This is a genomic window from Nostoc sp. PCC 7524 (assembly GCF_000316645.1).
Classification (GTDB): Bacteria; Cyanobacteriota; Cyanobacteriia; order Cyanobacteriales; family Nostocaceae; genus Trichormus.
Genome location: NC_019684.1, coordinates 4,472,505 through 4,495,000, shown reverse-complemented (window position 1 = coordinate 4,495,000; position 22,496 = coordinate 4,472,505). Strand labels below are relative to the sequence as shown.

The following is a 22,496-nucleotide window of genomic DNA, read 5'->3' as shown; positions in this document are numbered from 1 at the left end:
GTGTGCCTAGGTATCCACCATGAGCCCTTATTAGCTTGACCACAATTTCATTGGTTTCTCCATTGCAAACACTTTTATCCTTCGGATGTCTGTGTCTGCCTGCTTTCAATCGCGTTTCTATGCAGTTTTCAAGGTTCTGGCTGGTACTCACCCAGCAGTCTAACTCCATAGTTAGTTGCTGAACTTTTTTCCCCATTCGTTTTTGTCTTTCCAGGTGGAGGTTAGCGGACTCGAACCGCTGACATCCTGCTTGCAAAGCAGGCGCTCTACCAACTGAGCTAAACCCCCCAACCGAATTTTGGATTTTGGATTCGCAATTTCGGATTGCAAAATACAATCTAAAATCTAAAATCGCCAACCTAAAATTCTTCAGGTGGGCCATCCTGGACTCGAACCAGGGACCTCACCCTTATCAGGGGTGCGCTCTAACCACCTGAGCTAATAGCCCGTACTCGAACCAAATCATAGTTTGAAAGCTTCAACAATCTCTGCGACCGACCTAGAGTAGACCATCTCCAAATCTATTCACTTTCGCTTTCGATTTGTGAGTGGATTCGGTCTCCCTCAAAAGGAGGTGATCCAGCCACACCTTCCGGTACGGCTACCTTGTTACGACTTCACCCCAGTCACCAGCACTGCCTTAGGCATCCTCCTCCACGAATGGTTGGAGTAATGACTTCGGGCGTTGCCAGCTTCCATGGTGTGACGGGCGGTGTGTACAAGGCCCGGGAACGAATTCACTGCAGTATGCTGACCTGCAATTACTAGCGATTCCTCCTTCACGCAGGCGAGTTGCAGCCTGCGATCTGAACTGAGCTACGGTTTGTGAGATTTGCTTGCTATCGCTAGCTTGCTGCCCTTTGTCCGTAGCATTGTAGTACGTGTGTAGCCCAAGACGTAAGGGGCATGCTGACTTGACGTCATCCCCACCTTCCTCCGGTTTGTCACCGGCAGTCTCTCTAGAGTGCCCAACTTAATGCTGGCAACTAAAAACGAGGGTTGCGCTCGTTGCGGGACTTAACCCAACATCTCACGACACGAGCTGACGACAGCCATGCACCACCTGTGTTCGCGCTCCCGAAGGCACTCTCCCCTTTCAAGAAGATTCGCGACATGTCAAGTCTTGGTAAGGTTCTTCGCGTTGCATCGAATTAAACCACATACTCCACCGCTTGTGCGGGCCCCCGTCAATTCCTTTGAGTTTCACACTTGCGTGCGTACTCCCCAGGCGGGATACTTAACGCGTTGGCTCCGGCACGGCTCGGGTCGATACAAGCCACGCCTAGTATCCATCGTTTACGGCTAGGACTACTGGGGTATCTAATCCCATTCGCTCCCCTAGCTTTCGTCCCTCAGTGTCAGTCACGGCCTAGCAGAACGCTTTCGCCACCGGTGTTCTTCCTGATCTCTACGCATTTCACCGCTACACCAGGAATTCCTTCTGCCCCGAACGCACTCTAGCTGTGTAGTTTCCACTGCCTTTACAAGGTTGAGCCTTGCTCTTTAACAGCAGACTTTCACAACCACCTACGGACTCTTTACGCCCAATCATTCCGGATAACGCTTGCATCCTCCGTATTACCGCGGCTGCTGGCACGGAGTTAGCCGATGCTTATTCCTCAAGTACCTTCATATCTTATTCCTTGAGAAAAGAGGTTTACAACCCAAGAGCCTTCCTCCCTCACGCGGTATTGCTCCGTCAGGCTTTCGCCCATTGCGGAAAATTCCCCACTGCTGCCTCCCGTAGGAGTCTGGGCCGTGTCTCAGTCCCAGTGTGGCTGATCATCCTCTCAGACCAGCTACTGATCGTCGCCTTGGTAGTCCCTTACACTACCAACTAGCTAATCAGTCGCGAGCTCATTTTCAGGCAGCAAGCCTTTCACCTCTCGGCACATCCGGTATTAGCCACCGTTTCCAGTGGTTGTCCCCGACCTGAATGCAGATTCTCACGTGTTACTCACCCGTCCGCCACTATCTCCGAAAAGACCGTTCGACTTGCATGTGTTAAGCATACCGCCAGCGTTCATCCTGAGCCAGGATCAAACTCTCCGTTTTGAATCGTTTGTTTTTAGCTCTTTCTTTGGCTGCTCTTTATCCACCCCAGCCTGGTGTGATTTTTTCTTGACGCAGGGTCTTGTTGTATACTGGCTTTCAAACTATAATATTTTCAAGGTTCGGTCGCCTCCGGACTGCGCTTTGCCGCGCTCGTCTCTCAGGCACTTATCCAATATAGCTAACTCTCAACACAGTGTCAACTCTTTCCACAAAATATTTCTCCTCTTTTTTCCCCTATCCCTACAAAGCTTGGATAATCAGTGTTTTAGGCTATAGTGTTCCTGAAAGTTATAGGGAAGTGATTAAATCGTGAGCAAATATGGTGTTTTGCCGCCTTGGCTGGTAATAGATCCGTTATTGAGTAGTTGGCTGTTGGAAGACGTTGGTCGAGGCGATCGCACAACCAACAGCTTATTAGCCACAGATGCAATTACAGGAACAGCTACATGGATAGTGAAAGCACCAGGAATAATCGCTGGCTTACCAATTGCTGCAAGGGTGTTTCAGCTTCTGAATGAAAAAGTGAACTTTGTGGCTACTGCTAATGAAGGTTCGTTCTGTGAAGCAGGACAAGTAGTAGCTGAAATTGATGGTTCTTTGGATGCCTTACTGATGGGGGAACGAGTGGCGCTTAACTTGGCTATGCGTTTAAGTGGAATTGCTACCCTAACTAATAAATATGTTGATCAAATTGCAGATTTATCAGCTCAATTGGTGGATACGCGCAAAACTACACCAGGATTGAGACTGTTGGAGAAGTATGCAACTGCTGTGGGTGGCGCGATCAATCATCGCATGGGTTTGGATGATGCGGTGATGATTAAAGATAATCATATTGCTGCTGCTGGGGGAGTTGGAGAAGCTATTACACGTATTCGTGCCAAAATTCCGTATCCCTTGACAATCGAAGTGGAGGCAGAAAGTTTAGATCAAGTGCAAGAAGCTTTGCAGTATAAAGCTGACATCATTATGTTGGACAATATGCCGTTGGATTTAATGCGTGAGGCGGTGCATCTAATTCGCCAGCAAGATAAACGGGTAAAAATCGAAGCTTCTGGTAATGTGACTCTAGCAACTATTCGTGCTGTAGCGGAGACAGGGGTTGACTATATTTCTAGTAGTGCGCCGATTACTCAGTCCGGGTGGTTGGATTTGAGTATGAAGATTCCAATTTAATGGGTGATACTATACCCTAAATATTGTGGCTAGCTAATGGAGAAAGTTCGTGGAATTTTTATCCGATTCCGTTGTGCTATCACGGATGCAATTTGCTCTGACTGCAATATTTCATATGCTTTGGCCTGTTCTGACTACAGGGATGGGGATTTACTTAGTCATTGTGGAGGGACTCTGGCTAAAAACTAAAAATCCAGACTATTATCTTCATGCCCGCTTTTGGTCAAAGTTTTACGTCCTGAATTTTGGGATTGGTGTAGCTACTGGTATCCCAATGGAATTTCAGTTTGGGACAAATTGGGCTCCCTTTTCGGAAGCAGTAGGTAACTTTTTTGGCAGTGTAATTGGTTTTGAAGCTTCTTGGGCATTCATGCTAGAGGCTGCTTTCTTAGGGATTATGTTATTTGGTTGGGAACGGGTGAATCCTGCAATTCACTATCTCTCAACTATTTTGGTGGCTGTGGGTGCAAATCTTTCAACCCTGTGGATTTTGACAGCTAATTCTTGGATGCAAACCCCCGCAGGTGGGGAATTGGTGAATGGCAAGTTTGTGGTTCACGATTATTTCCAAGCCATTTTAAATCCCTTTATGGTCAACAGTGTGCTGCATATGTTCTTTGCTACACTAGAGACTTCTTTATTTGTGATTGGGGGAATCAGTGCTTGGTACATTCTCCGACAACGCCACACAGAATTCTTTTGTCAATCTTTAAAGATTGCCTTAGCAGCGGCGATCGCAGTTGCACCATTACAAATATACATTGGTCATTTAAGCGGCGAACAAGTTTATCACTATCAACCCACAAAATTAGCCGCCATGGAAGCCCAGTGGAAAAGCACACCAGCCGGACAACCTGCTGACTGGAGTTTACTTGCCATACCTAATGAGAAAGCTGAGAAAAACGATTGGGAAATTACTATTCCTAATGCTTTGGGATACATTCTGGAATTTAAAAAGAATCTTTCTCAACCAGTGCAAGGTTTAAAAGAGTGGAAACCAGAGGATCGTCCCCACATGGTAGGTTTGATTTACTATGCCTTCCGGACAATGATCGCCATTGGTTTTTTCTTTGCAGGTTTAATGCTTTTGAGTACACTGCAATGGTTACGTGGCAAACTTTCAGCAGAAAACATTACCCAGCAACGTTGGTTAATGCTGGCTTGGGTATTTGCTGCGCCTTTAGGATACATCGCCGTTGAATCAGGTTGGATTGTGCGATGCGTGGGTAGACAACCTTGGACACTTTACGGACAAATTCGTACTGTTGATTCGGCTTCTCGTTTACCTGCTAGTAATGTGTTAACTTCACTCACTGCTTTTGCTGTAGTTTATATCATCTTATTTGTAGCGGCTATGTATTTTGGTAGCCGCATTATCCGCACAGGGCCAAACCTGGAACTACTAATACCAGGAACAGAAATTAATAAACCCGCAGTAGAAACAACGCCTGGTGAGTTTCTTCCCGATGAACGTCCTGTTGAGGCACAACAATAAGTCACTGAAACCGTAAAATCTCATAAGATTGAAACCAAAGAAGCACAGAGAAACAAGCATAAATCGTCTGTATTTATCTGTGCTTCTTCATAATATTTAGGAAAAATTACCACCTATTACTTTACTGATAGGAGACTATATGGAGACGCTACAGTATTTTCTCCCCCAAGTCTGGTTTGTAATTTTAGCCCTCTTTTTATTCCTCTACGTAATGCTAGACGGGTTTGATTTAGGGGTTGGTATTTTATCTCTGACTTCCTCTGATGAGGAACGGCGAGGCATATTAATGACTAGCTTGAGCAATATTTGGGATGCTAATGAAACGTGGCTAGTTCTCATGGGTGGAGGGCTTTTTGGTGCATTTCCTCTGGCTTACGGCACAATTTTGAATGCTTTGTACATCCCTATTCTTGTGATGGTATTTGGGTTTATTTTTCGGGGTGTAGCATTTGAATTTCGAGAATTATCCAGACGTAAATTTTTTTGGAATTTCGCCTTTGGTGCTGGAAGCTTTGCTGCTGCACTTGGTCAAGGTTTCGCGTTGGGTGCAGTATTAAAAGGTATTAAAGTTGATGCAACAGGACACTTTATCGGTAGCAATTGGGATTGGTTCAGTATACCGTCGGTGTTGGTAGCTTTAACTTTAATTCAAGGCTATGTTTTGATTGGTTCTACATATTTGATTTGGAAAACTACAGGAGAATTACAGGAAACGCACTATCAAACAGCTAAACTTGCTGCTTGGACAACACTAATTGGTGCGATTTTGATCACAATTACCACACCAATCATTTATGAAAGTGCTAGATCACGTTTATTTCAGCAACCCCTAGTTTATATCTTTGCAACTATTCCTGTGTTGGGAGTGTGGTTGATTTGGCAACTTTTGCAAAGTCTTGAACGTAAGGAAGAACGAACGCCTTTTGTCTGGACAATTCTGTTATTTGTAATGACATTTATAGGATTGGGATTAATTGTTTTTCCCTACATTATTCCTACTCAGATCACAATTTATGAAGCATCAGCTGACCCCAGTTCCCTAGTAATTATGATTATATTTATTGGCTTCCTGATTCCGGTAATGCTGTTTTACAACCTTTACCAGTACATTGTGTTTCGGGGTAAAGTTACTGGTGGACAATATGGGGAGTAAAATTTCTTAAAAATCACCACAATATAAAATAAGTCCGCTTGAGCGGACTTGGACTAAAATTTTTGATGTTGTTTAAGCTAACTATTTTTAGCCACATTGAATCAGATAGCTGTTTTTAGTGGTGGCAATAATCATAGTTAACGTCAATGCTACTTGATTTTTTGTTTAATAAAAGTTACCACCTGAGTTAATTGTTTCTTCAAGCCATCAATTTCTGCTTGCATTTTGGCAATCTTGTCATTCAACGCTTGAATTTCTGCTGCTGAAGTTACTTCTGGCTCGGCAGTTGGTACTGTAGCGGTTTTAGCAACAGTAGGGGTGGCTATCGCCCCATTGGTGACAGTGGCAGTTGCTACTGTACCATTTTTAACAGCAACACCCACGGCAACAGGTTCTGGGCGTGGTAGTTTAGCCTTGGTCATTGCTGACTTAATGGCGTTAATTAGCTGTTTTTGATCAAAAGGTTTACCCAAAAATTCAAAATATTCAAAAGGTTCACTGATTTTTTCAGTTACCTCTTCCTTGCGGCCAGACATAATGACTAAAGGAATCTTTCTTAAATCAGGATTAGCCTGAACTTGTTGGAAAACTTCCCAACCACTCATTTTGGGTAAGAGGAAATCCAACATAATTAAGCTGAGTTTTTCCTGACGGATGAAATTGAATCCTTCTAAACCGTCTTTTGCTTCCAATACCTCGAAATTGCCAGGAGGTAGCATTTCTCGTACTTTCACCCTGACGACGGTAGTGTCATCGATAACTAGAATTTTGTTACTTACCACGACTGATTGCTCTTAAAGAATATCTAAGTTTAAATAACGGCTTTGCCGATTGACCGTGAGAATGCTCCCACTATATCCAACATTGTTATTAATTGGGGGATAGTATATTTCGGTATAAATGTCGTTGCAGGTAGTGCTTTACAAAACTTCTACTTGTGTATTTAAAATTTTATGTCAAGGTGATATTTAAAGCCTTACAGTACCATTGCTTGGAGTGATATGACTTCTTCACAATCAGCCCAAATCAAGTCAGAAATTACGGCAATGCCTAGCTGGTTACGCCGTCCTATTGGCAAAGCTAGTGAAATCTCCACCGTACAAAGGATTATCAAGCAACGTCAAATCCATACAATTTGTGAAGAAGGTCGCTGTCCCAATCGGGGTGAGTGCTATGCCCAAAAAACTGCGACATTTTTACTGATGGGGCCAACCTGCACTCGTGCTTGTGCCTTTTGCCAAGTAGATAAAGGCCATGCACCAATGCCTATTGATCCAGAGGAAGCACAAAAGGTAGGGGAGGCAGTGCAGCTTTTAGGATTGCGTTATGTGGTACTGACTTCTGTAGCCCGTGATGACTTGCCAGATCAGGGTGCAGGTCATTTTGTGAAAACGATCGCAGCTATTCGTGATTTGAACCCCAACACCCAAATTGAAGTGCTAACACCAGATTTTTGGGGTGGAGCAGGTGCTGGAGAAGTAGGACAACGCGATCGCATCGCGTTGATTGTGGCAGCCAAGCCAGCTTGTTTTAACCACAATATTGAAACGGTACGACGGTTAACGGGGCCAGTCCGCCGAGGAGCCAAGTATGATCGCTCTTTGCGGGTATTATCTCTAGTCAAAGAACTCGATGCGACTATTCCCACCAAATCCGGTTTAATGTTAGGACATGGGGAGACTAGGGAAGAAATCGTCACCGCAATGGCGGATTTAAGGGCTGTAGGGTGCGATCGCCTCACTCTAGGTCAGTATATGCGTCCATCCTTAGAACATCTGCCAGTCCAAAAATATTGGACACCAGAGGAATTTGATGAACTCGGCAAACTCGCCTGGGAAATGGGATTTAGTCATGTCCGTTCCGGGCCTTTGGTTCGTAGTTCATATCATGCGGGGGAGGAGTGAGTGCTGTTAGTGTAGCGGTGCGTAGCCCGATAAGAGCCAATAGTTATTAACTTTTCTCTTCTGCTCCTCTGTTTCCCAGTCCCCAGTCCCCAATTTCCTAAATTCTCACAAATATTTTTAAAGAATTTTGATAATTGGCTCCTCTGTTTGGTATTTCTGAAAAAGTCTGACATTAGGAGAACCGCCATATGGCTAAAGTTAAAAATCCCGCAGTTGCTGATTCTGGAGCTAAACCACCCTATGCTTTCCGCACAGGTTGGGCTATTCTACTACTGGCTGTTAACTTTTTAGTAGCGGCATACTATTTCCACATTATTGAATAGTTAGCAGCTTCATGGTGTTGCTCAAATCGTCCCTTTGAATAAACCTTTGGGACGAATGAGCAACACCAAAATCATGATTAATAGCGCCACACCTTGCTTATACTGGGAACCCAACCAGGGTGTACTTACCTCTTGGACGATACCAATAATAAAAGCGGCGGCGATCGCTCCGTAGGGATTGCCAATGCCTCCCAAAATTACGGAAGCAAATAAGGGCAAAATCAAAAACCACCCCATATTAGGACGTACAGCTGTAATTAAGCCATACATACTGCCACCCAAGGAGGTGAGTGTACCAGCAATTAACCATGTCCAAAAAATTACTTGATCAACATCAATCCCAGATACCTTGGCTAAATCTAAGTCGTCAGCCACAGCTCGCATCGCTTTGCCAATTTTAGTGTTTTGTAACAGGTAGTGCAGCGCCACGATGGCTAACAATGCCAATGCCAACACCAACAATTGATTTTGCGGTACTCTGATGCCAAAAATATCAAGTGCCGGGGTAATGGGTAAGTTGTAATTTTGATTTCTACCTCCCCACAGGAGAATAATGCTATTGCGGAGGAATAAGGCTAGTCCAATTGAGATGATAATCAGCGTCGTGGAATTAGCACGGATAGAGCGCATCCTTGACCACAGTAATTTTTCTGATAACAGCATTGCCAAGACTGTACCTGCGGCAGCCAAAACCATTGACACCCAAATATTTAACCCCAAGGTATTGAGGAGTAAAGTCAGGTAAGCCCCTAACGTCAAAAAGTCACCGTGAGCAAAATTAGATAACCGTAAAATCCCGTAAGTAAGTGTGAGTCCGACTGCGGCTAAAGCAATGATACTCCCCACCGCAATACCGTTGACAATTAGCTGAATTATTTGTGTGTCCATAGTTTCACCTAAATAAATTGTCTGTTAATCACTTTTAATGGCTGATTTCAATTAATAATTTCTGGTTTTGCAGTGTTGTTCGACACTATAGGTGATAATTTGTCAACAAAAAAGAATTGTGAGCTAATATACATAGAATCTTGTTCGCATTTTTTTTGCGACACCACAATTGTTCAACGGTCTAGTTGACCATGCAGCAGTATTCAAGCTTACCAGAACAGAACTCACAGGTAGATACCACAACTTCACAACTTCAGGCTGAGTTATGGCTGGAGCGCAGCTTGAACCAGCTACAAATTCGGCTGAATGATTGTCTATTTGCTGTTTTTACCAATGTCTCACAGGAAAGAACCACAGAAACTGGAATTTTTCAAACTGTGGTGAATGAACTCGACCTGATTTTAAATGGGAATAGAGTGGCGATCGCACATTTTGCCGTAGGTATTGCCCTGTTTCAACCACAAGACGCAGTTGGTAAGATTTACTATATTTCTCATTCTTTACTTGTTGGTTCACAATCTCTGCTACCAGAGGTGGGGCTGAAAAAAGGTAGAAAACTGCGGTTGGAATTGCAAGCAGAAATCAAACTTAAAGATTTACAAGATTTAGAAACCCAACAGCCGCCAACAGCTTGGAGATTAACTGATGCAGTCGGGACTATAATTGGCTGGTTACTCATGGCTACACTTACCCCAAACTCTCACAGCCAAACGTTAACAACATCACAAGTTAAACTTAGTCCGCTATTAATGGCTAAGGCAGCAGAGCAGTGTGTTAAAACACTGACGCAACTTAAACAACTTCAATCTTTACAACAAAAATCTCAGGATTTAGTGATCTCTAATCAAGAACTGAAGCGAACAAATCAACTAAAAAATCAGTTTTTAGCCAACACCAGTCATGAAATTCGCACACCATTAAGTTCCATTATTGGTTTTACCCACCTGCTCCTAGCTCAAGGCTACGATCCAACTAGAGAACGTCATCGTGAATATTTAAATATCATTCAGTCTAGTGGCAAGCATTTACTAGCTCTGATCAATGACATTTTGGATCTTTCTAAAATTGAAGCTAATCAATTAGAAGTGCAATGGGAAAAAGTTGATGTGCCAGAATTGTGTCGCAATGTTCTAGCACTGATCAAAGAAAAAGCTAGTAATAAGGGGTTAAAGTTATCTTTAGAAATAGATTCTGATGTCATAAACTTAGTAGCAGATCCCTTAAGGCTCAAGCAAATGCTCTTAAATTTGCTGTTCAATGCCGTCAAGTTTACCAGTCAAGGCACTGTAGGTTTAAAAGTGACACGGCAGGACTCATGCTTGCATTTTCTGGTTTGGGATACAGGTGTTGGTATATCCAAAGAAAACCAAACTCTACTTTTTCATCCTTATTTCCAAGTTTCTAACTCCTCAGCTAGCCAAAATGAAGGTACTGGCTTGGGGTTAACAGTAACGCAAAAACTGGCAGAAATTCATGGCGGTTCTGTGAAGGTGGAATCAGAAGCTGATTGCGGTTCCCATTTTACTATCATCTTACCGCTAAGACCTACAAGCGCAGTTTTATCAACGGATATGGAGGAAGATAAAGAAGCAACATCTTCAAAATCTTTGCCTATAACTCCCAGCACCAGCCAAGAAATTTTGCTGGTGGAGGATGACTTACCCAACGCGAAACTGATGCAAATTCATCTGAGTAAGTTGGGATATGAAGTAAATTGTGTCAAAAATCCTGGGGAAATGTGGGCAGCACTCACCCAAAAACAGCCAGCAGTTATTTTAATAGATATTTTTCTGCCAGATGCCAATGGTTTGGATCTGGTGCAGCAGTTACGAGAAAAACCTGAATATCAACAGATTCCTATTATTGCCCAAACTGCCATGGCTATGAAAGGCGATCGCGAAATCTGTCTGGCTGCTGGATGTAATGAATATATTTCTAAACCAATCGACTTATCACTTTTGGCTAGTTTGGTAGCAAAGTATAGTCAACCGAGTTAAAGCATCGGTGATTGGTCAATGGGCAATGACTACAATAGAATCTATCTGGTGCTATTGGCTTATGGCAGGAATTGGGAAATGATGTTGACAGAAAAACTTGAGCAATTAAAAGTTTTATTTGCAGAGATGGGACAGGCGTTGATTGCCTACTCTGGTGGCGTTGATAGCACTTTAGTTGCCAAGATTGCTTATGATGTGTTGGGCGATCGCGCTTTGGCTGTGACAGCTGTTTCACCTTCGCTGTTACCAGAAGAACTAGAAGATGCCACAATTCAAGCCGCAACTATTGGGATTCCTCATCAAATCATCCAGACTCACGAGATGGAAAATCCTAATTACACAGCTAATCCTGTCAACCGTTGTTATTTTTGCAAAAGCGAATTACACGACAACCTCAAACCTCTAGCTATAGAGTTGGGCTATCCCTATGTGGTGGATGGGGTGAATGCTGATGATTTAAACGATTATCGCCCAGGCATCCAAGCTGCGAAAGAAAGAGGAGCGCGATCGCCTTTAGCTGAAGTCGGTGTCACCAAGTTAGAAGTCCGGCAACTTTCCCAACACTTAGGTTTACCTTGGTGGGATAAACCAGCACAACCTTGTCTCAGTTCCCGTTTTCCCTACGGTGAAGAAATTACTGTCGCTAAGTTACAACGCGTAGGTAGAGCAGAAATTTATCTGCGAAAGCTAGGTTGGCAGAATCTACGTGTTCGTTCTGAAGGCGATACCGCACGCATCGAATTATCACCCGAAAAAATTAAAGATTTCGTCATGATGACAGACTTGCAGTCTGTAGTGACAGCATTCCAAGAGTTTGGATTTATCTATGTAACTCTTGATTTAGAAGGTTATCGCAGTGGCAAATTAAACCAAGTCTTAAATCGGGAAGCCTTGGGAGCTAAAGTATGAGTAAGTGCTGTTAGCTTTCTTCGGGGCGATGAGCCGCGTGCTTAGTTCTGACTACAGAATTTATTAATCACCCTATATGGTTTCCGCTTCTACTGAGACTAAAATACAACCATTGATTTTCCAAGTCTCATCAGGTTGTTTTTCCATAAAATATAAGGCTTTTAGGGGAACTCCATCAGGTGATAGCAGCAATACTGGCTGAGTGATGTTGTCTTGGATTGTGGTAATTTTATCGAAAAATACAGAGCGAGGACGGTAAACTGCCGGATAACTCAGGCTCACCATTCGCATAAAGTTCTCTGCGGTTTGGAATTGCTCTTTGATTGCAGGACTAGCAAAGGTGAAAGCTGCTTGAGCATCATCCTTTTGAAATGCTGCTAGTTGGCATTCTACAACAGAGCGTATGGCAATAAAATCGTTCTCAGTAGCTTCCATAAAACCTGTAATTTGCGATCGTCTATATCAGAGTGAAGCCTATCGCTCAATTTCTAGTTTGAGAGAGTTTGAATTCTACTTGCTGGAGGGCAAATCGCCAAACATCATAACCATCTTGTGACAGATGTAATCCATCAGTGGTTAAATCTAAGCGTAAGTTACCATCAGCATCTGCAAACCAGTGATGAATATTTAAGTAATTAGCTCCTTCTTGTTTAGCAATCTGAGCAATTCTCGTATTTAAACGACGAATGCGGCTATTAGGAATTGTTGAGATTTGAGTCGGTAGGATAGACTGAACAAATATCTGAGCTTGAGGGTGAGTTTGTCGTAAGCTCCGCATAATTCGGCGGTAATTACGCAAAATTACTTCATCGTTTGTACCTTTTCTTAAGTCGTTAATCCCAGCCATAATATAAATTGCATCTGGTCGCGTTTTAGAAAAGGCTGCCAATCTGGTGGCGATACCACCAGATGTATCTCCAGATATGCCCTGATTGAGCCATAATTTACCAGTAGGTAGTTTTTCTCTGGGGAACCACAAGCTTAAGGAATCACCAACTAAGATACTCAAGCGATTTTTGCCTTGACCTTGAGCGATCGCTTTCCCTTCTAAAGCTAATAAAATTTTCCAATCTTCATAAGTTAATTGTTGCTTTTGACCTGACTCTCGCAATAATTGCAAACTATCAATATCTGTACGTGTATAAATCTGGCCTGTTCTCAGTGCTGATAACCTTTGATAGTAAAGTTGATTACCAGATGTTAATGGCAGATTAGTTGGTTGGTTGTTGGGATTAAATAATGATTCTAATGGGTTTGGTAATTCTTGAGTGTTAAATCGCCTTAAGGTAACATCTTCACTGGAAAGGTGTTTTTCACTGGTTTTTGGTTCAGAAGCCTCTGAAGAGGGTAACAGTTGGCTGCTCAATTCTGATAAGGAGAGATGCAAAAGCCTAGGGAAAAATTTTTCGCTTAATGTTGGTTGTAATTTTTCTACAGGCTGGGATACTTGATTACTAAATTCAGGTGCAGATATTTCATTATTCAGATTGTTTTTTACATCTGTTATTGTCTGCAAAGTTTGTTTTGTATCCAAATGTGATATGTGCTTTTTTGGCAAGATATGTGACATCTCTGGAAGAGCTGATGCTGGTATTGCCAATCCTGTTAACAAGCCTGCTGCCAACAGATAAGGTTCCCTCATCGCTTTCTCTCTCCTCTAAGTTACTGCTTTTTTCTTTGACAGCGTTAATTATCCGTATTCAGGAAATTTTACTGTGGTTAAATATTATTCTTATTGAGAATGTATATTTCTGTAAACTAGGTTAACAAGATTATCTTTGACAATTTACAAATTCTTTAAAACCCAACTTTTCTAGTATATAGACTAGCTTGATGTCAGATTTCAGAAGCGCCATTGGGTTGGTTATATTTATGAAGCATTTTTTACCAAGTGATGGACTCCGTAAGCACAAAGCTAGGATGATCTTGAGTGGTAAAGATTTTGTACTAATTGGAACAGTAATGTCACACATGACTAATTCCCAAGACGCTCAACAGTGCTTCCATACTAAAGTATGTACTGTGATCATTAATTGAGTCGGTATGAATGGAAGGAAGAAGGTTTTTAGCTAAAAACATTCATATTTTTTTACATTGAGAGTAAATGTGATAAATTTTACTAATTACTTAGACACGTTCATAGGTTAACACTTAGGGTTTATGTGTTATCACCCAATTAAATTTAGTGCAATTTATATAGAATAAGCCCGTGGGAAATGCTAAGATTTATCCGAAGTCATTGATGTTTCCCTGTAATTTTGTGGCTAGAGCTAGTACAGCAATTGGAGTCAGTCCAATTATTAAGGAGATTGTGCAAAAACAGGCACATTCAACACGTTTAACCCTAAAAGAGGTAATTCTGATGGGAATGTTAGCGATAGATAAACTTGATGATCAAAGTCGTCAAGAGTTAGCAGATCAAGTTCACCAAATGCAAGTCAATGGTGAAATTTAAATCTGCTTTCTAGAGTTAAGTAGTCTAGAGTCTACAGCTAATAGTTAACTATTGACTCTTGATTATTCACTAAATCGATAACGGCTTCCCAGCACATAATCCTCATTAATCTCTAACGATATCCATCGGCGTTGCAAAGTTTCAGCAACAAACCCAGTAGTATTAGAACCTGCAAACGGGTCTAATACTAGATCACCTTCGTCAGTTAAAAACTTGATGAAAAATTCAGCAAAACCTTGAGGAAATCTAGCTGGATGTGGTTTTATCCCGGCTGCTTTACAACGTCGTAGATAAGCACTATTGGATTCAGTATTAGCAAGTTCTATCAAATTTGGTGGAATTGCACCTTGATTATCTTTTTGAAATTTATCAGAAATATCGTGTCCACTAGGACGAATTTTAGCTTTGTAGCCATTCTTGAGTAATTTTTCCATACTCTGGCTATATGGCTTTAAAACTTTTCTATTATTGGCTTTAGGGTGCGGCGTTTTCGACAACCACCAAACTGTATTGACTGCATCTTTGACACGAACTCTTCTAATTGTTACCCATTCAGCAGGAGTAGGGAGTCTTGCTGGATTGTAGTGATAGAATTCTTGCGCCAGAAAAAAGCCAACTTCTTTGCATAATTTAATTAGCAATTCGTATTGATAGATACTCCGTACAGGATTACCAGGAAGATAAGCGCCACCTAAATCTAAAACAAATGAACCATTTTCTGCTAAAACTCTTTTAAATTCGTAGGCAAAGGGCAAAAACCACTCAATATATTTATCCGAGCTTTCGTTACCGTATTCTTTTTTGCGCGTTAAAGCGAAGGGTGGTGAAGTGATGATTAAATTAATACTATTGTCTGTGATACTGCTGATAATTTCTAGGCTGTTACCCAAATAGGCTTGGCCGTGCTGTTGTGTGTAATAGGGTGTTAACTTGATTAATTTTGTTGTTGTTGTTTTCTGTGAGTTCAAGCGATATCTAAAATTATCTCAATGACTGAAAGACTACCACTTTTTGTAAGGTAGGAACTTACCAGACATAGTAATTTTAACGCGATCGCCTTTGGGGTCTTCTTCCTTCTCCACATCCAAGGTAAAATCAATGGCACTCATAATCCCATCGCCAAATTTTTCTTGTATAACTTCCTTAATAGGGAAGCCATACACCTGCATAATCTCGTAGAACCGATAAATCAATGGATCGGTTGGGACGACAGGCCCTAATCCTTTGACTGGGTACTCTGTCAATTCTTGAATATAGATTGGGGCTAAATCCAATGCGTCTATAATTAACCGCGCCTCTTCCTCAGAAGCACTGGCTTGACGATAGAATACAGCAGCAATCCAGACTTCATCGCGTCCGAGAATTTTTTCTAGATCAGCAAAGCTTAGTCCTTTCTCTTTCTTGGCTGTTAGTAGGGTTTGCGTAATTTCAGGAACAGACATTTAGTCGCTTACCTAGTGAATTAATTTTTCCAGAGGAAATTCTATCATATTGTTCGGATTACTGAAGCGGAATCAGCGATCACTCGATTATTTAGCCGATTAATTAATTGATGATTAAGATTTTATATCAGATGCAAATATTCTAAATATTTGTATAGGAATCCGTTTTGGGTTTTAAACTTACTTGCGAACAGAGGAAATGGGTAACAGGTAACAGAGAATAAAGGGTTATGAGTTATATTAAGTTTTTTTTTCAAAAATTAAATATCACTCCTATAGTGCATAAAAATGTCAAAAATATCAACTATTTTTTAAAAAACTTCAATATGTCCAGTATAATCCACAAAATGTAAATTATAATCTGTAGATTTAGATTCTTACTTTGTTAATTATGTCTAACTAGAGCAAATGAAAGAGGTAGATATAAAGTGGCGTTTTGGTCGATATGTAAGAAAGCGAAGGAGAGAACTAGATTTATCTCAAGAAGAATTGGCTGAAAAGGCGGAACTTCACCGTACTTACATTTCAAGTATTGAATCAGGAAAATGTAATGTTTCCTTAGACAATATAGAAAGAATAGCTAACGCTCTAAATATATCCATACCTGATTTATTTGCCAATTGTCATCCAGATTCAAATAATTGAAGTCAAGTATGGATAAAGATACTAAGCAAAAAATCAAGGATAATCTGAAAAAATCAATTAGAGATTTTTTTAAAAATAAACAAGTAAAAAATTACCAAGTGTTAGATGATATTTTTCCAATTGAAAGAAGAATACGCTCTTTGATTGGTGGTTTAGAAACAAGTTTAGGAACAACTTGTTGGGAACCTATAGCTAAAACATTAGCAGAAATAAATGGATTTGAAATTGTCACCAAAAAAATATTACGTCCTGAACCATTTCCTAGAGACTTAGAGAATGAATTGAATAAATTAGTTACCGAACGTGAAAATAAGCCTAATAATAAGAGAGTTCCCACGGAAGAATGTATTCAAAGATTAAAAGAGGCCGCTTTAAAAACTAATCAAGAAGATATCATTCAATATACATCTCCTCCATCTGGAACTGGCGTTGATATTCATTTTTGCAAAAACGGAATTGAGTATATTTTTGATATAAAAACTACACAGCCAAATCAAGGTGATTTTAAAAAATTTAATAAGCAGCTTTTGGAATGGTACGCTTATAGGTATACTGAAAACCCTGATACAAGTTTAGAAGCTCGTATTGCTATTCCTTTTAATCCTTTTTCAAAATCTTGGTATGAAGAACAAAAAAGTAAATTGTCTAGTTCTCCCTTGGATATCACTAGAGATCTATGGGTTGAAAATGAGTTTTGGGACTTCTGCTCTGGAAAACAAAATACATTTCAACATCTTAAAGCACTTTTTGTAGAACTAGGTAAAGAGGACTTTGCAGCAGAATTTCATGATATTTTCTATAAACCTAAAAACTAGATTCTTAGAATATTAAGTAATTCTTTGGCGACATACTCAACAACAGGTATAGGAACAGAATTACCAAACTGTCTTCTGGCAATATCATCTTTTTCATGGTATTTAAAATCTTTAGGAAACCCTTGTAATTTACAAGCGTGCTTTGCAGTAATTGGTATATATTGTTTATTTTTATATATTTTTTCTAAAAAAAGTCTTTTATATTGCTCTGGATGACTTGCAGAAATCGAGACTGTTGCTATGTAGTCTTTGGCACCAGTAGCGGTTAAAGTCGGTACGATATCAGCAGCAGGAAGTATAATTCTATAAATATTATTGATACCTGTCATATTCTTAGAATTCACAAACTCATACTTGTGATCATCAGTTAAACGAAAGATTTGTTTATCTACTAAATTATCTAATTCATTTAATTTGATATCAGGTATAATTTCTTGAAAATTCTGAAAAGATAAAGGATTACCATCTTTATTTCCATACTTTTTACTTCTTCTATGTTTTAGAAGAGTCAAACAAATTATTTTCTCTCTATCAGTAGTGTCTATAATATCCCAAGAGTGGATTGTTGTATGTCCATTTCTTAAATCTGAAAAAATGAAAAAATCATTTAATTCATCATCTTTTTGAAATCTAGTCCTTGATGGTGGAATCACACCTTTAAATAAGGTATTTGCATCTAATTTAGCTTTTTTTACGATTTTAATATTTTTCAATTCATCTAAAATATCTAAAACCTTGGGATGTACTTTTAAAGATTCAGGAAAATTATACTCTTGACATTTTTCTATATCTTTTCTAATTCCAACAATAAACACTCTGTCTCTATTTTGAGGTAATCCAAAATCATAAGCATTAAGTATCTTCCATTTAACGCAATATCCTATATTTTCTAGTTCATGTAAAATTAATTCTAAATTCTCTCGATTTTTAGGGCTAGCTAATCCACTAACATTTTCAAATATAAAAGATTTGGGTTGACTTTGATTAACCAGTCGAATTACATCAAACCATAATTTACCTCTGGGATCATCAAAACCCCTTAAACAACCTGCAACTGACCAGGGTTGACAGGGAACACCACCAACAACTATATCTATATTTGCTGGAAGTTCAGGAATTTTTGTAATATCTCCCAACTCTATTTCATCTTGATTTAGGTAGCTGATAAAATTTTGTTTATATACTTGAATAGCTTGTTTGTCTATTTCGGAATAGCCCAAGCATTGACCACCTAGTTTCTCTAAAGCAATTCTAAATCCACCAATACCAGCAAACAAGTCAACAAAGGAGAACTTACTTTGGTGAATTACTAATCGTAGAGGTAATTCTATTTGTATTGATGTTTGTGAGCATTCACCTTTCATCTTTATTCAATAGTTCAGTGAAGTCAATAATTTATTATCTACATAATTAATATACCAAATAATGTACTATGACAGATTATAATTTTTGCTTGAAGTAAGTGGAGCAATATTTCAAATCTTAATTATAAGATTATATAAATGCAGCAAATTAAAAGTAAAATTCTGAATCTGAACAGTTAAAGGATTTCCTGTAGGTTGATGTTTTATCACAATGTATTAACCTACAGGAAGCTACGCGAACACAGTTAAGTTTAGTGGAACTGCAAACTTCAGTTTGGCAGAATTGCAAAAATCTTAACTCACTAAATCAGGAAAAACCTCTTGCACAGCCGGGTGAACTAAGCGATGATTCCGGACATTTAAACCCTTAGCTAAAGCTGGGTTGACATCTAATGCTTTAATTCCTAAATTCGCCAACTGCACAACATAAGGTAGTGTACTGTTATTAAGTGCTTGGGTGGCTGTCCAAGGTACTGCTCCTGGCATATTGGGAACGCCGTAATGTACTACACCCTCTTCTATATATGTTGGTTGAGTGTGAGATGTCGCGTGTAAGGTTTCCACACAACCACCTTGATCAACGGCAACGTCAACAATTACAGAACCGGGGTGCATTTGTTTAACCAATTCACGATTGACTAGAATTGGCGCTCTGCGTCCTAATACTAAAACAGCACCAATCAGTAAATCCGCTTCTTTCACAGCCGCTTCAATATGGGCAGAGTTACTGTAAAGCAATTCAACTCTAGAACCAAATAAAGTTTCTAAATAAGATAAACGCTCAACGTTAACATCTAAAATTTGTACCGCCGCACCCATGCCTATAGCAATTCTGGCGGCTTCTGTACCAACTACACCACCACCTAAAATTACTACTGTGCCTGGTTTTACTCCAGGAACACCACCCAAAAGTACACCTCTACCACCTTGCTGACGTTCCAAGTAGCGTGCGCCAAATTGTACGGCTAGTCTACCGGCGATGATGCTCATAGGGGTAAGCAGAGGAAGTCTGTTAGCTCCAGGTAGCTCTACGGTTTCGTAGGCGATCGCACAAGTGCCAGAATCAATTAAATTCTCTGTTAATTTGCGATCGGCTGCCAAATGCAGATAAGTAAACAATATCTGCTCTTTTCGCAAAAATTTATACTCACTAGCCAGTGGTTCTTTAACTTTAACAACTAGCTCTCGATTCCAAACCGCTTCTGCTGTAGAGACAATCTCAGCCCCTGCACTTTGATAATCCTCATCTGTAAACCCAGCACCACTACCAGCTTGAGTCTCAACGAAAATAGTGTGACCATTTTCTCGCAATACCCGCACACTAGAAGGACTTAAACCTACTCTGAACTCTTGATCTTTAGTCTCTTTGGGAACGCCGATTTCCATGTAACGCCTCAGATAAATTTTTGTTTAATTTAGCCTGCCAGTCTGAGACTGACACTTCCGTATTAGGGATAGCTATCTACAACATTAGGTTTCCCAATTGAAATTAATTAAGCCTCAAAGCACTGACCCTTGACGATTGCTGCATTATTTCTACAATATATAAAGAATAATTACAAATTGTTAAAAAGCCTTTGCAAAGCTCTTTAATGAAGGAGCTACTAGATTTTTCCAGTTATCTTGTCCTTCAAGCTTTGCAATCAGCTCAAAACTCGTTATCAAGTCCCGTTTGCCGAAAAGAGGTTTTTCAAAGATGTCACAAACACAACCTACTGTCACCCCCAAACTAGAGGAGCCGAAATTTGGCTTTAATGAATATGCTGAACGCTTGAATGGTCGAGCTGCCATGATTGGCTTTCTGTTGATGGTAGTGATTGAATATGTTACCAATCAAGGTGTTCTCTCTTGGCTTGGCCTTAAGTAGTTCTTAGTGTTGAAGTTGTAAGCTAGTAATTAGAAGAGTTTTAACCAGCTGGAACATCCAGCTGGTTTTGACTGTATTCATTAATAATGAAATACCTCACAGGAGTTTTTCTTGATCAATATGAGGCACACTAGAGAGGGTTAGTGATATCTTAAACTTGCAAAAACTTTATGCAATAGAGCCAATTACTATACGTACTCTCATACTTAAGAAAATTATAATCTTTGTAAAGTGCCTTGTTTATAGAGAACAATTCCCTGGTTAGGTATTCTAGGTAAATTGATATAAAAGGTGAACAGGACAAACCAAGCTGTGATGAATGCTGTATTACCTCGTTTTTTGAAGTCAGCCTACAGAAAAGAACCCATCATTAGTGTATTGATCACGATGGGCGTAGTAGATGCTCTCATCGGTGGGTTAGATGATAGCTGGTCATTGTTCGCTGTTGGTTTGGGAACAGCAGGCTTTACCCTCGCCTTTAAGCTGTGGCGTAGCAGCCAACAGCGTCCTCCCATAGAGGAAGAGCCTGTAGTACAACATTACTTGCCTTCTCGTTCATCTAGTCCAACGTTGCCCATGTTGACTGTGAATAAGAAGAAACCTCGTTCTTAAGGAAGATAGGGAGTGGAGAATAGAGGTGTAGAGGAGAAAAACTACTGCCTATTGCCTACTAAACTAATGACTAATAACTACTGATCAGTTTATTGAATTAGGTGAGGAAGAACAGTGAGGAGTCAGGGAACCGATGGAGGCTATGGTTTACGCCCATATTTGATTTTGGTATACATTGCAGCGATCGCTCTACCGATTAGCCTCTGGCAAGAGTTAAAAATTAAGCCTGCTTATGCTAACCCAGTCGTCAGCTCTCCAGAAGCAACCGGAGTATTTACTGATCCCCGCCTCATCCACAGCCTCATGGCACATCGAGGAACCGTAAAATCTTTAGCCTTTAGTCCAGATGGTCAAACTCTGGTTAGTGGTGGTGCTTACAATGAGGGGATAATCCGAATGTGGAACCCCATCACTGGCAAAAAAGTAGGTGATATTAACAAAGCCCATACCAACACTGTGGAATCTTTGGTAATTTCCCCAGATGGACAAACTTTAGCCAGTAGTGGTAGTGATCACACAATTAATCTATGGAATCTCAAAAATAATAAATTTACACGTTCTTTTGTGGGACATGGTGCTAGTGTCTTGTCCTTGGCTGTATCTCCTGACAGTAAAGTGCTTGTCAGTGGTGCTTTAGATGGAATTCGGATGTGGGATTTACTCCAGCAACGCCCACTAGCTACCCTAGTCCGCTTCGATAATACGATTTATACATTAGCGATGAGTCCTGATGGTCAGACTATCGCTAGTGGCGACAAAAGAGGCGTGATTAAATTATGGAATTTAAATACCGGGAAATTAATTCGGGCATTTACGGCACATTCTGATGCTATTACGAATGCTGCCTTTACACCCGATGGGCAAAATTTAGTTAGTGCCAGTCGCGATCGCACTATCAAACTGTGGAATCTCACCTCTGAACAACCAGTCTACACCCTCACCGGACACAACAATTGGGTAAATGCGATCGCAATTAACCCCAATGGCAGAATTCTAGCCAGTGCTGGTAGAGATGGAATTAAAGTGTGGGATGTGACCACAGGGAAGTTATTAACTACACTGATTGGACATAGTGATTGGGTGAGTGCGATCGCTTTTAGTCGTGATGGACAAATGCTGGCTAGTGGCGGATTTGATGGGATAGTAAATATTTGGGGTAATCCAGCGATCTTGGTGCGTAATTAAATGAGTAATGAGTAGTGAGTAATGAGTAATACCCAGTACTTATGACTCATTACTTCAAAATTACAGACAGTTGGAGTCGGGGATTTAAACCCTAACTCAACCGATACTAAGTGTAGACGAAGGGTCTTAAACCCTTGAATTTACGATAAAAAAACCCCCAGAGGGGGGGCAGAATTTTAAGTTGTCCGCGTGGAGTGAACAACTAATAAAG

General features: G+C 40.5%; 21 protein-coding genes, 2 tRNA genes and 2 rRNA genes (1 of these 25 only partly in view). 13 read left to right on the top strand and 12 right to left on the bottom strand.

Annotation, left to right across the window (positions count from 1 at the left end):
- The 4 genes from NOS7524_RS17935 to NOS7524_RS17920 all read right to left on the bottom strand — a co-directional run.
- A 23S ribosomal RNA gene (locus NOS7524_RS17935) occupies nucleotides 1–41 on the bottom strand; it reaches 2,779 nt to the left of the window's first position.
- Nucleotides 42–215: 174 nt separating this feature from the next.
- Nucleotides 216–288 (bottom strand) — tRNA-Ala (locus NOS7524_RS17930).
- An 86-nt stretch (nucleotides 289–374) separates the two neighbouring features.
- Nucleotides 375–448 (bottom strand) — tRNA-Ile (locus NOS7524_RS17925).
- A gap of 119 nt (nucleotides 449–567) precedes the next feature.
- Nucleotides 568–2,055, bottom strand: a 16S ribosomal RNA gene (locus NOS7524_RS17920).
- The 16S and 23S rRNA genes sit together here with 2 tRNA genes alongside, the layout of an rRNA operon.
- Before the next feature lie 309 nt (nucleotides 2,056–2,364).
- Here NOS7524_RS17920 and nadC point away from each other — a divergent pair.
- The 3 genes from nadC (at nucleotide 2,365) to cydB (ending at nucleotide 5,879) form a co-directional block, all read left to right on the top strand.
- On the top strand, nucleotides 2,365–3,231 hold the full coding sequence (gene nadC / locus NOS7524_RS17915) for a carboxylating nicotinate-nucleotide diphosphorylase (protein WP_015139903.1): 867 nt from the start codon (nucleotides 2,365–2,367) through the stop codon (nucleotides 3,229–3,231).
- Nucleotides 3,232–3,280: 49 nt separating this feature from the next.
- Nucleotides 3,281–4,726, top strand: coding sequence for a cytochrome ubiquinol oxidase subunit I (locus NOS7524_RS17910; RefSeq protein ID WP_015139902.1), 1,446 nt, complete (start codon nucleotides 3,281–3,283; stop codon nucleotides 4,724–4,726).
- Between the two features lie 139 nt (nucleotides 4,727–4,865).
- Nucleotides 4,866–5,879, top strand: a complete 1,014-nt coding sequence (cydB, locus tag NOS7524_RS17905) for a cytochrome d ubiquinol oxidase subunit II (protein WP_015139901.1) — start codon at nucleotides 4,866–4,868, stop codon at nucleotides 5,877–5,879.
- Nucleotides 5,880–6,028: 149 nt separating this feature from the next.
- Here the strand turns inward: cydB and NOS7524_RS17900 are convergent, their stop codons facing one another.
- Nucleotides 6,029–6,661: a response regulator gene (locus NOS7524_RS17900; protein WP_015139900.1), complete on the bottom strand. Its 633-nt coding sequence runs from the start codon at nucleotides 6,659–6,661 to the stop codon at nucleotides 6,029–6,031.
- Between the two features lie 219 nt (nucleotides 6,662–6,880).
- Between NOS7524_RS17900 and lipA the strand changes: the two genes are divergently transcribed.
- A complete protein-coding gene (gene lipA / locus NOS7524_RS17895) occupies nucleotides 6,881–7,783 on the top strand; it encodes a lipoyl synthase (RefSeq protein ID WP_015139899.1) in 903 nt (300 codons plus the stop codon).
- 188 nt (nucleotides 7,784–7,971) lie between these two features.
- Entirely contained in the window at nucleotides 7,972–8,106 is a 135-nt protein-coding gene (locus NOS7524_RS17890; protein ID WP_015139898.1) for a photosystem I protein PsaX, read from the top strand.
- 21 nt (nucleotides 8,107–8,127) lie between these two features.
- Here the strand turns inward: NOS7524_RS17890 and NOS7524_RS17885 are convergent, their stop codons facing one another.
- Nucleotides 8,128–8,994 (bottom strand): branched-chain amino acid ABC transporter permease, encoded by an 867-nt coding sequence (locus tag NOS7524_RS17885; RefSeq protein WP_015139897.1) that lies wholly within the window; start codon nucleotides 8,992–8,994, stop codon nucleotides 8,128–8,130.
- A 191-nt stretch (nucleotides 8,995–9,185) separates the two neighbouring features.
- Here NOS7524_RS17885 and hrmK point away from each other — a divergent pair, with 191 nt between their 5' ends.
- Together hrmK and larE are read left to right on the top strand one after the other, a co-directional pair.
- Nucleotides 9,186–10,991: a hybrid histidine kinase/response regulator HrmK gene (gene hrmK, locus NOS7524_RS17880; RefSeq protein ID WP_015139896.1), complete on the top strand. Its 1,806-nt coding sequence runs from the start codon at nucleotides 9,186–9,188 to the stop codon at nucleotides 10,989–10,991.
- Nucleotides 10,992–11,069: 78 nt separating this feature from the next.
- Nucleotides 11,070–11,900 (top strand): ATP-dependent sacrificial sulfur transferase LarE, encoded by an 831-nt coding sequence (gene larE / locus NOS7524_RS17875; RefSeq protein WP_041555831.1) that lies wholly within the window; start codon nucleotides 11,070–11,072, stop codon nucleotides 11,898–11,900.
- 72 nt (nucleotides 11,901–11,972) lie between these two features.
- On the opposite strand, the gene NOS7524_RS17870 is transcribed toward larE, so the two are convergent.
- Both NOS7524_RS17870 and NOS7524_RS17865 read right to left on the bottom strand, forming a co-directional pair.
- Complete coding sequence (locus NOS7524_RS17870) at nucleotides 11,973–12,335, bottom strand: DUF4864 domain-containing protein (RefSeq protein WP_015139894.1); 363 nt, start codon at nucleotides 12,333–12,335, stop codon at nucleotides 11,973–11,975.
- A 46-nt stretch (nucleotides 12,336–12,381) separates the two neighbouring features.
- Nucleotides 12,382–13,542 carry an SGNH/GDSL hydrolase family protein gene (locus tag NOS7524_RS17865; protein WP_015139893.1) on the bottom strand — a complete coding sequence of 387 codons (1,161 nt, stop codon included), beginning with the start codon at nucleotides 13,540–13,542 and terminating at the stop codon, nucleotides 12,382–12,384.
- Between the two features lie 600 nt (nucleotides 13,543–14,142).
- On the opposite strand from NOS7524_RS17865, the gene NOS7524_RS17860 reads away from it, so the two are divergent.
- The gene (locus NOS7524_RS17860) at nucleotides 14,143–14,355 is read left to right on the top strand and encodes a hypothetical protein (protein ID WP_041555376.1); all 213 of its coding nucleotides are present in this window, start codon (nucleotides 14,143–14,145) and stop codon (nucleotides 14,353–14,355) included.
- A gap of 62 nt (nucleotides 14,356–14,417) precedes the next feature.
- Here NOS7524_RS17860 and NOS7524_RS17855 read toward each other — a convergent pair whose 3' ends face one another.
- Together NOS7524_RS17855 and cynS are read right to left on the bottom strand one after the other, a co-directional pair.
- Nucleotides 14,418–15,323 carry a DNA-methyltransferase gene (locus NOS7524_RS17855; RefSeq protein WP_015139891.1) on the bottom strand — a complete coding sequence of 302 codons (906 nt, stop codon included), beginning with the start codon at nucleotides 15,321–15,323 and terminating at the stop codon, nucleotides 14,418–14,420.
- 33 nt (nucleotides 15,324–15,356) lie between these two features.
- Nucleotides 15,357–15,797, bottom strand: coding sequence for a cyanase (gene cynS / locus NOS7524_RS17850; RefSeq protein ID WP_015139890.1), 441 nt, complete (start codon nucleotides 15,795–15,797; stop codon nucleotides 15,357–15,359).
- Between the two features lie 408 nt (nucleotides 15,798–16,205).
- Here cynS and NOS7524_RS17845 point away from each other — a divergent pair, with 408 nt between their 5' ends.
- Nucleotides 16,206–16,442 (top strand): helix-turn-helix domain-containing protein, encoded by a 237-nt coding sequence (locus NOS7524_RS17845; protein ID WP_015139889.1) that lies wholly within the window; start codon nucleotides 16,206–16,208, stop codon nucleotides 16,440–16,442.
- An 8-nt stretch (nucleotides 16,443–16,450) separates the two neighbouring features.
- Nucleotides 16,451–17,257: a TdeIII family type II restriction endonuclease gene (locus NOS7524_RS17840; protein ID WP_015139888.1), complete on the top strand. Its 807-nt coding sequence runs from the start codon at nucleotides 16,451–16,453 to the stop codon at nucleotides 17,255–17,257.
- On the opposite strand, the gene NOS7524_RS17835 is transcribed toward NOS7524_RS17840, so the two are convergent.
- Both NOS7524_RS17835 and ald read right to left on the bottom strand, forming a co-directional pair.
- Nucleotides 17,254–18,621 (bottom strand): DNA cytosine methyltransferase, encoded by a 1,368-nt coding sequence (locus NOS7524_RS17835; protein ID WP_015139887.1) that lies wholly within the window; start codon nucleotides 18,619–18,621, stop codon nucleotides 17,254–17,256. The two genes, NOS7524_RS17840 and NOS7524_RS17835, sit on opposite strands and share 4 nt — an antisense overlap.
- A 294-nt stretch (nucleotides 18,622–18,915) precedes the next feature.
- Entirely contained in the window at nucleotides 18,916–20,007 is a 1,092-nt protein-coding gene (gene ald, locus NOS7524_RS17830; protein ID WP_015139886.1) for an alanine dehydrogenase, read from the bottom strand.
- Nucleotides 20,008–20,317: 310 nt separating this feature from the next.
- Between ald and NOS7524_RS29090 the strand changes: the two genes are divergently transcribed.
- The 3 genes from NOS7524_RS29090 to NOS7524_RS17815 all read left to right on the top strand — a co-directional run bounded on the left by NOS7524_RS29090 (nucleotide 20,318) and on the right by NOS7524_RS17815 (nucleotide 22,285).
- On the top strand, nucleotides 20,318–20,488 hold the full coding sequence (locus NOS7524_RS29090) for a chlorophyll a/b-binding protein (protein WP_015139885.1): 171 nt from the start codon (nucleotides 20,318–20,320) through the stop codon (nucleotides 20,486–20,488).
- Between the two features lie 315 nt (nucleotides 20,489–20,803).
- The gene (locus tag NOS7524_RS17820) at nucleotides 20,804–21,100 is read left to right on the top strand and encodes a hypothetical protein (protein ID WP_015139884.1); all 297 of its coding nucleotides are present in this window, start codon (nucleotides 20,804–20,806) and stop codon (nucleotides 21,098–21,100) included.
- A gap of 114 nt (nucleotides 21,101–21,214) precedes the next feature.
- Nucleotides 21,215–22,285, top strand: a complete 1,071-nt coding sequence (locus NOS7524_RS17815) for a WD40 repeat domain-containing protein (protein ID WP_015139883.1) — start codon at nucleotides 21,215–21,217, stop codon at nucleotides 22,283–22,285.
- Nucleotides 22,286–22,496: the final 211 nt, after the last annotated feature.